Below are 7,201 nucleotides of genomic sequence, written 5' to 3' on the forward strand. Positions count from 1 at the left end.
CTGCTGGGCGCGGGCGGTCTTCTCCTGGAGCGCGCGGACGGCCGCCGTGAGCGAGCGGTGGTGGCGGGCCTCGGCGAACAGCTGGGGCACGGCGCTGCGCAGGGAGATCCGGTAGGCGTCGCCCGCGTAGACGCCCCCGAGCAGCGGTTCGACGAGACGGTCGACGACCTCGCGGCCGAGCCGGGCGGCGACGTACTCGCCGACCGCGACGTCCTCGCCCAGGTCGGTGGGCGGCAGGTCGGCGTCCAGCTCGATCCGGCGCAGGCCCTCGTCGGACAGGACGCCGGCGAGCGCCTCGGCGGTGCCTGGCACGCCCATGACGTGCCCCTTGGGCAGCGGGCGCAGCTCGCCGCGGGTCCACAGGGACGCGGTGGCGGTGCCGGGCGGCTGCAGCCGGTCGCCGAGACCCACCGCACGGGCCAGCCCGACGGCCTCGGGGCGGCGGGCCAGCAGGGACTCGGCGCCGAGGTCGACGCGGGCGCCGGCGATCTCGCCCGCCCGGAGCTTGCCGCCGAGCCGGTCGGCGGCCTCGAGGACGGTGACCCGCACCGGCTCGTCGCCGTCGAGCAATCGGTGGGCGGCCGCGAGTCCCGCGATGCCGCCGCCGATGACGAGGACGTCCCTGTCCCGTCGTGTTCCCGTGGATGTGTCCGCTTCGCGCATGCCCCCACTCTCTCAGAAGGGTCCCGGCGCGCCGACGTGTCCCTGACGTGACCGCATCGGGACCGTACGGCAACCACCCGAAGGGCGGCCCGCACGTCGAAGGAGTCGTCAGAGGAAGCAGGTTCGGGTTCGGGTCCCCGTGGGGGTAGGTCCATGCGAAGCACTGCTGCACGACGGCTGCGGCCGGGTCATCTGCTGGTGGTACCGGTGCTCGGCGCGGTCCTCGCGCTCACCGGCTGCTCCGCCGGGGCGGACGGCGCCTCGGACAAGGACGCCGCGGCGGCCGCCGACGCGGGGAACGGGGGCGGCTCGGACGCGAAGGCGAGCGCGCCCTCGGGCCGCACGGACGCGAAGGAGCCGTCGAAGTCCGTCGGTACGCACATCGTCCGCACGGCCCGGCTGTCGGTCCGGGTGAAGGACGTGCCGCGGGCGCTGGCGGACGCGCGGTCGGCGGCCGAGGAGGCGGGCGGCATCGTCGGGAGCGAGACCACGGACCGCGACGGGCACGGCCGGGAGCGGACCCGGGTCACCCTGCGGGTGCCGCAGGACGCGTACGAGGAGGTGCTGGAGCGGCTCTCGGGCGGCGGCCGTCTGCTCGAACGGACCGTCACCGCGCAGGACGTCACCGACCAGGTGGTCGACGTGGACAGCCGGGTGAGATCGCAGCGGGCGAGCGTCGCCCGGGTGCGGGAGCTGATGGACCGGGCGACGAAGCTGAGCGACGTCGTCACGCTGGAGGGCGAGCTGAGCCGCCGTCAGGCCGAGCTGGAGTCCCTGCTCGCCCGGCAGGCCTCGCTGAAGGACCGCACCACGCTGGCCACGATCACGCTGCGGCTCACCGCTGCACCGGCCCCGGGGACGGACGACGCGGACGCGGGCCCTGGCCTCGGTGACGCGCTGGCAGGCGGCTGGCACGCGTTCGTGGCGGTGCTGCGCTGGATCGTCGTCGTGCTCGCCGCGGTGCTCCCCTTCGCCGCGGTCCTCGCCGCGGGCGTCCTCGGCTGGCTGCGGGTGCTGCGGCCCCGGCTGCGCGGCCCGGTTCCCGCGGCGGAAGCCGGTGGCGGGGCGGACGGTGACGACGGGTCGGCCGGTGGGGGCGGGACCGCCGGACGGGGCTGACCGGCCCCCGCGGGCCCGCGCACGTAGCGTGGGCGCATGAGTGCTGGAGAGCAGGGGCGCGAGCGGCTCGTGGTGATCGGCGGCGACGCGGCGGGCATGGCGGCCGCGTCGCAGGCCCGCCGGCTGCGCGGCCCGGACGAACTGGAGATCGTGGCCTTCGAGCGCGGCCACTTCACGTCGTACTCGGCGTGCGGCATCCCGTACTGGGTGGGCGGCCAGGTCGAGGAGCGGGACGCGCTGATCGCCCGCACACCCGAGGAGCACCGCGCCCGCGGGATCGATCTGCGGATGCGCACGGAGGTCGTGGAGATCGACGTGCCGGGCCGCCGGGTGCGGGCCCGCGACGTGGACGGCGGGGCCGCGTCGTGGACCGCGTACGACCGGCTCGTGATCGCGACCGGGGCGCGGCCGGTCCGCCCGGACCTGCCGGGGATCGACGCGGCGGGCGTGCACGGGGTGCAGACGCTCGACGACGGCCAGGCGCTGCTCGACACGCTGCGGTCGGCCGGGGGCAGGCGCGCCGTCGTGATCGGCGCCGGTTACATCGGCGTCGAGATGGCCGAGGCGCTGATCAACCGCGGCCACGAGGTGACCGTCGTGAACCGGGGCGCCGAGCCCATGTCGACGCTCGACCCGGACATGGGCCGGCTCGTACGGGAGGCGATGACCGGGCTCGGCGTGACGATGGTGGACGACGCCGAGGTCACCGCGATCCTGACCGGCGACGACGGCCGGGCGCGCGCGGTGGCCACGCGCGACGCCGAGTACCCGGCGGACGTCGTGGTCCTCGGCATCGGGGTACGGCCCGAGACGACGCTGGCGCGAGCCGCCGGGCTGCCGCTGGGCGAGCACGGCGGGCTGCTGACCGATCTGTCGATGCGGGTGCGCGGGCACGCGGGCATCTGGGCGGGCGGCGACTGCGTCGAGGTCCTCGACCTGGTGTCGGGCCGGGAGCGGCACATCGCGCTCGGCACGCACGCGAACAAGCACGGGCAGATCATCGGGTCGAACGTGGGCGGCGGGTACGCGACGTTCCCCGGTGTCGTGGGCACCGCGGTCAGCAAGGTCTGCGACCTGGAGATCGCGCGGACCGGCCTGCGCGAGAAGGACGCCCGGCGGGCGGGCCTGCAGTACGTGACGGTGACCGTGGAGTCGACGGGGCGCGCGGGCTACTACCCGGGGGCGGCGCCGATGACGGTGAAGATGCTGGCCGAGCGGTTGACCGGGCGGCTGCTCGGGGTGCAGATCGTGGGGCGCGAGGGTGCGGCCAAGCGGGTCGACGTCGCGGCCGTCGCCCTCACGGCGGGCATGACCGTGGAGCGGATGACGGCCCTCGACCTCGGGTACGCCCCGCCGTTCTCACCGGTCTGGGACCCGGTCCTGGTGGCGGCGCGGAAGGCCGTCACGGCGGTGCGCAGGGCCGGGTGAAGGCGCTCCACCCGGCTCGGCGCGACGCCGTGACGAGATGTCAGGCGCGGCACGTGACGTCACGCGCGAGGTGTGACGTCACGCGCGAGGTGTGACGTCGGCGCGATCAGGCCGCGGTCTGCGTGTGGACGTAGTCGACGAGGCGGGTGAGCACGTCCGCGTCGGTGTTCGGCGGCACACCGTGGCCCAGGTTGAAGACGTGGCCCTCCAGGCCCGCCGCGGCGCCGAGCACCTCGCGCGTCTTGGCCTCGAGCGCCTCCTGGGTGGAGAAGAGGATCGCCGGGTCGAGGTTGCCCTGGAGCGCCTTGCCGGGGCCGACGCGGCGGGCGGCCTCGTCCAGCGGAACGCGCCAGTCGACGCCGACGACGTCCGCGCCGGCCTCCCCCATCAGCCCGAGCAGCTCACCCGTGCCGACACCGAAGTGGATGCGCGGGACGCCGTACCCGGCGACGGCCTCGAACACCTTGCTGGACGCCGGCATGACGGAGCGGCGGTAGTCGGCGGGGGCGAGCGCGCCGACCCAGGAGTCGAAGACCTGCACGGCGCTCGCGCCCGCCTCGATCTGCACCTTCAGGAAGGAGGAGGTGATCGCGGCGAGGCGGTCGAGCAGGTCGGCCCACAGCTGCGGGTCGCCGTACATGAGGGCCTTGGTGCGCTCGTGGCCCTTCGAGGGGCCGCCCTCGATCAGGTAGCTGGCGAGGGTGAAGGGGGCGCCGGCGAAGCCGATGAGCGGGGTGGAGCCGAGCTCGGCGGTGAGCAGGCCGATGGCCTCGGTGACGTAGGAGACGTCGTCCGGGGTCAGGTCGCGCAGCCGGTCGAGGTCGGCGCGCGAGCGGATCGGGTCCGCGACGACCGGGCCGACGCCGGGCTTGATGTCGAGGTCGACGCCGATGGCCTTGAGGGGCACCACGATGTCGCTGTAGTAGACCGCGGCGTCCACCTTGTGGCGGCGCACGGGCTGCATCGTGATCTCGGCGACGAGCTCGGGCCGCGTGCAGGACTCGAGCATGGGGATGCCCTCGCGCACCTTGAGGTACTCGGGCAGCGAGCGTCCGGCCTGCCGCATGAACCACACGGGCGTGTGCGGGACGGGCTCCCGCCTGCACGCCTTGATGAAGGCCGAGTTCTCGGTGGCCTTCCTGGCTTCGTCGGTCGCTGTCGGCTGCTGGCCCGTGGCCTCGGTGTTGGCACTCACACGGCAAAGTCTCGCACGGGCGCCGAGTCTGCCGAGAAGCCGTCCCTGCCGGGTGTCCCTGCCTGCGCGAGGCGCTCGTTCCCCTTAATCTTCCCCGCATGGCTGCGGCTCAGGGACGACGGTCCGACGGCCCGGACACAACGGCCGGGATGACTGAATCGGTGCGGGAGGGGCAGAACGCTCGGGACATGAACGCTGCACACGAGGACGACCCCACCCCCCTTCCCTTCCGCACGGCGGTCGACGCCCTGCGGTCCGCGCGGCTGCGCCCGGAGATCGAGATCGATCCGACCCGGCCGCCGCAGCGCCTCGCGCCCTACGCGTACGCGCTGGAGGCCGCCGTCGTGGACGGCGAGGACGATCTGGCCGACGGCCGGCTGGTCCTGCTGCACGACCCGGCCGGGCACGACGCCTGGCACGGCACCTTCCGCCTGGTGACGCTGGTGCGCGCCGAGCTCGAGCCGGAGATGGCGGCGGATCCGCTGCTGCCCGACGTGTGCTGGTCGTGGCTGACCGGCGCGCTGCACACCCGCGGGCTGGGCTACGGCGAGCCGTCGGGCACGGTGACCCGGGCGAGCTCGCACTACTTCGGCGGGATCGGCGACCGGCCGGCCGCGTCGCAGATCGAGATCCGGGCGTCGTGGACACCGCGCGAGAACGGCGCGGGCGTCCCGGACACGGCGCAGCACCTCGCGGCCTGGTGCGAGCTGCTGTGCCAGGTGGCGGGGCTGCCGCCGGTCCCGTCGGGGCCGACGGCCGCGGACACGTCGGTGGTGACCCTGCCGCAGCGCAGGGGGCCGCGACCGTCCTGAGGGGTGCGCCCGTCGGGGGGGCGCACGGTGTGCAGGGGCTCTTTTCGGCCGCGTCGGACGGGTGTCCGGCGCGGCCGTCACTCGTTCTGCCGGGAGGGACGGTCGCGTCCGGTGCACGTTCCACGCCGGATCCGTTCGGGTTCGATCTTCGTTCGATCTTCGGATGACCTTCGGATGATCGATAACCTGTCCGAATTGCGTGAATTGTTACTCACCAAATCGTGATCTTTCTCTAAAGGCGGGCAGGTTTGGTGCCGAAGACCTCTGTGACCTTGAAAGCACGGTTCATCCCGGCTTCATCCCCAGAGCCGGCTCCGTCCCGCACCCCAGGAGGCCTGGTGTCCGTTCTCCTCGAGCAGCCCTCAAGCCTGGTCGCCTACCGCCCGAACAAGCCGACCGCGATGGTCGTCGTGGCCGATCCACGTGTCCGCTCCACCGTGACCCGCCATCTGTGGGCGCTCGGAGTGCGCGACGTGATCGAGGCCTCGTCCGTCGCGGAGGCTCGTCCCCGCATCGGCAACCCCCGTGACATCTGCGTCGCAGACGTCCACCTCCCCGACGGCTCCGGCCTCACTCTCCTCTCCGAGACCCGCGCGGCCGGCTGGCCGAACGGCCTCGCCCTGTCCGCCGCCGATGACATCGGCGCCGTGCGCAACGCCCTCGCGGGCGGAGTGAAGGGCTACGTCGTCACCGGCACCCGTACGAACGTGGGCCTGCCCACCCGCCCCGGCGCCGCCCCGATCGGCGCCGCCGCGGCCCGGATGCACCGCCGCCGCCCGGGTGCCCCGAGCCACCCGGGCGGCTACCGCGAGCTGTCCGGCCGCGAGGTGGAGGTACTGCGGCTCGTCGCGGAGGGCCAGTCGAACAAGGCGATCGGCGTCTCCATGGGCCTGTCGGCCCTGACCGTCAAGAGCCACCTGGCCCGCATCGCACGCAAGCTCGGCACGGGCGACCGGGCCGGAATGGTGGCGGTGGCCCTGCGCACCGGCATCATCCACTGATCGAAGACTGGCCGGATCCTTCCGGTTTCCCCACCCTCAACGCCCGTCGACGGAACGTTCCGTCGACGGGCGTCGTCGGTTGACAGATACCCTTGTCAGGTGACAGACGCCCAAGAGACCGCAGCAGACAGCACCCCGACCGAAGGGACAGCGGTCCCGCTGCTCGAGCCGCGCGAGGGCATTCCGCCGGTGATCGCCGACGAGGCCGCGCTCGCCGAGGTGGTCAGCGCCTTCGCCGCAGGCACCGGGCCGGTCGCCGTCGACGCCGAGCGCGCCTCCGGTTACCGCTACGGACAGCGGGCGTATCTGGTCCAGCTGCGGCGGGAGGGCGCCGGGTCCGCGCTGATCGACCCCGTCGCCTGCCCCGATCTGTCCGCGCTCGGTGCGGCCATCGGCGACGCCGAATGGGACCTGCACGCCGCGACGCAGGACCTGCCCTGTCTGCGCGAGATAGGCATGATCCCCTCCAAGCTGTTCGACACCGAGCTGGCCGGGCGCCTGGCCGGGTTCCCCCGCGTGGGCCTGGGCGCGATGGTGGAGAACGTGCTGGGCTACGTACTGGAGAAGGGGCACTCCGCGGTCGACTGGTCCACGCGCCCGCTGCCCGAGCCGTGGCTGCGGTACGCGGCGCTCGACGTCGAGCTCCTGGTCGACCTGCGCAACTCGCTGGAGAAGGAGCTCGACCGGCAGGGCAAGCTCGACTGGGCCCACCAGGAGTTCGAGGCCATCGCGAGCGCGCCGCCCGCGCCCCCGCGCAAGGATCCGTGGCGGCGCACGTCCGGGATGCACAAGGTGCGCCGGCGCCGGCAGATGGCCGTCGTGCGCGAGCTGTGGACGGCGCGGGACCACGTGGCGCAGCGCCGTGACGTCTCCCCCGGCAAGGTGCTCGGCGACGCGGCGATCGTCGAGGCCGCGCTGGCGCTCCCGCCGAACGTGCACGCGCTGACCGCGCTGCCCGGGTTCGGGCACCGGATGGGGCGCCA

Annotated in this window: 7 protein-coding genes; 5 read left to right on the forward strand and 2 right to left on the reverse strand. The window is 74.0% G+C overall.

Translation table 11 applies throughout. From position 1 onward, the window contains the following. The coding region (gene hemG, locus GTW43_RS12475) for a protoporphyrinogen oxidase (RefSeq protein WP_161301723.1) at nucleotides 1-663 on the reverse strand (663 nt) is incomplete at its 3' end. Nucleotides 664-816: 153 nt separating this feature from the next. Between hemG and GTW43_RS12480 the strand changes: the two genes are divergently transcribed. Further along, complete coding sequence (locus GTW43_RS12480) at nucleotides 817-1,782, forward strand: DUF4349 domain-containing protein (protein WP_161301724.1); 966 nt, start codon at nucleotides 817-819, stop codon at nucleotides 1,780-1,782. 36 nt (nucleotides 1,783-1,818) lie between these two features. After that, complete coding sequence (locus GTW43_RS12485) at nucleotides 1,819-3,210, forward strand: FAD-dependent oxidoreductase (protein WP_161301725.1); 1,392 nt, start codon at nucleotides 1,819-1,821, stop codon at nucleotides 3,208-3,210. Nucleotides 3,211-3,316: 106 nt separating this feature from the next. Here the strand turns inward: GTW43_RS12485 and hemE are convergent, their stop codons facing one another. Next, a complete protein-coding gene (gene hemE / locus GTW43_RS12490; protein ID WP_161301726.1) occupies nucleotides 3,317-4,405 on the reverse strand; it encodes a uroporphyrinogen decarboxylase in 1,089 nt (362 codons plus the stop codon). A gap of 98 nt (nucleotides 4,406-4,503) precedes the next feature. On the opposite strand from hemE, the gene GTW43_RS12495 reads away from it, so the two are divergent. The 3 genes from GTW43_RS12495 to GTW43_RS12505 all read left to right on the forward strand — a co-directional run. Continuing rightward, nucleotides 4,504-5,217 carry a DUF3000 domain-containing protein gene (locus GTW43_RS12495; protein WP_161301727.1) on the forward strand — a complete coding sequence of 238 codons (714 nt, stop codon included), beginning with the start codon at nucleotides 4,504-4,506 and terminating at the stop codon, nucleotides 5,215-5,217. Nucleotides 5,218-5,555: 338 nt separating this feature from the next. Continuing rightward, entirely contained in the window at nucleotides 5,556-6,218 is a 663-nt protein-coding gene (locus GTW43_RS12500; RefSeq protein ID WP_161301728.1) for a response regulator transcription factor, read from the forward strand. A 99-nt stretch (nucleotides 6,219-6,317) separates the two neighbouring features. Then, a partial coding sequence (locus GTW43_RS12505; protein WP_161301729.1) for an HRDC domain-containing protein occupies nucleotides 6,318-7,201 on the forward strand: 884 nt, incomplete at its 3' end.

Source organism: Streptomyces sp. SID5785 (genome assembly GCF_009870065.1).
Taxonomy (GTDB): Bacteria; Actinomycetota; Actinomycetes; order Streptomycetales; family Streptomycetaceae; genus Streptomyces.

Excerpts from the sequence above, each read along its gene's own strand:
- GTW43_RS12480 (WP_161301724.1), top strand. The coding sequence starts at position 817 with ATGCGAAGCACTGCTGCACGACGGCTGCGGCCGGGTCATCTGCTGGTG.
- GTW43_RS12495 (WP_161301727.1), top strand. The coding sequence starts at position 4,504 with ATGGCTGCGGCTCAGGGACGACGGTCCGACGGCCCGGACACAACGGCC.
- GTW43_RS12485 (WP_161301725.1), top strand. The coding sequence starts at position 1,819 with ATGAGTGCTGGAGAGCAGGGGCGCGAGCGGCTCGTGGTGATCGGCGGC.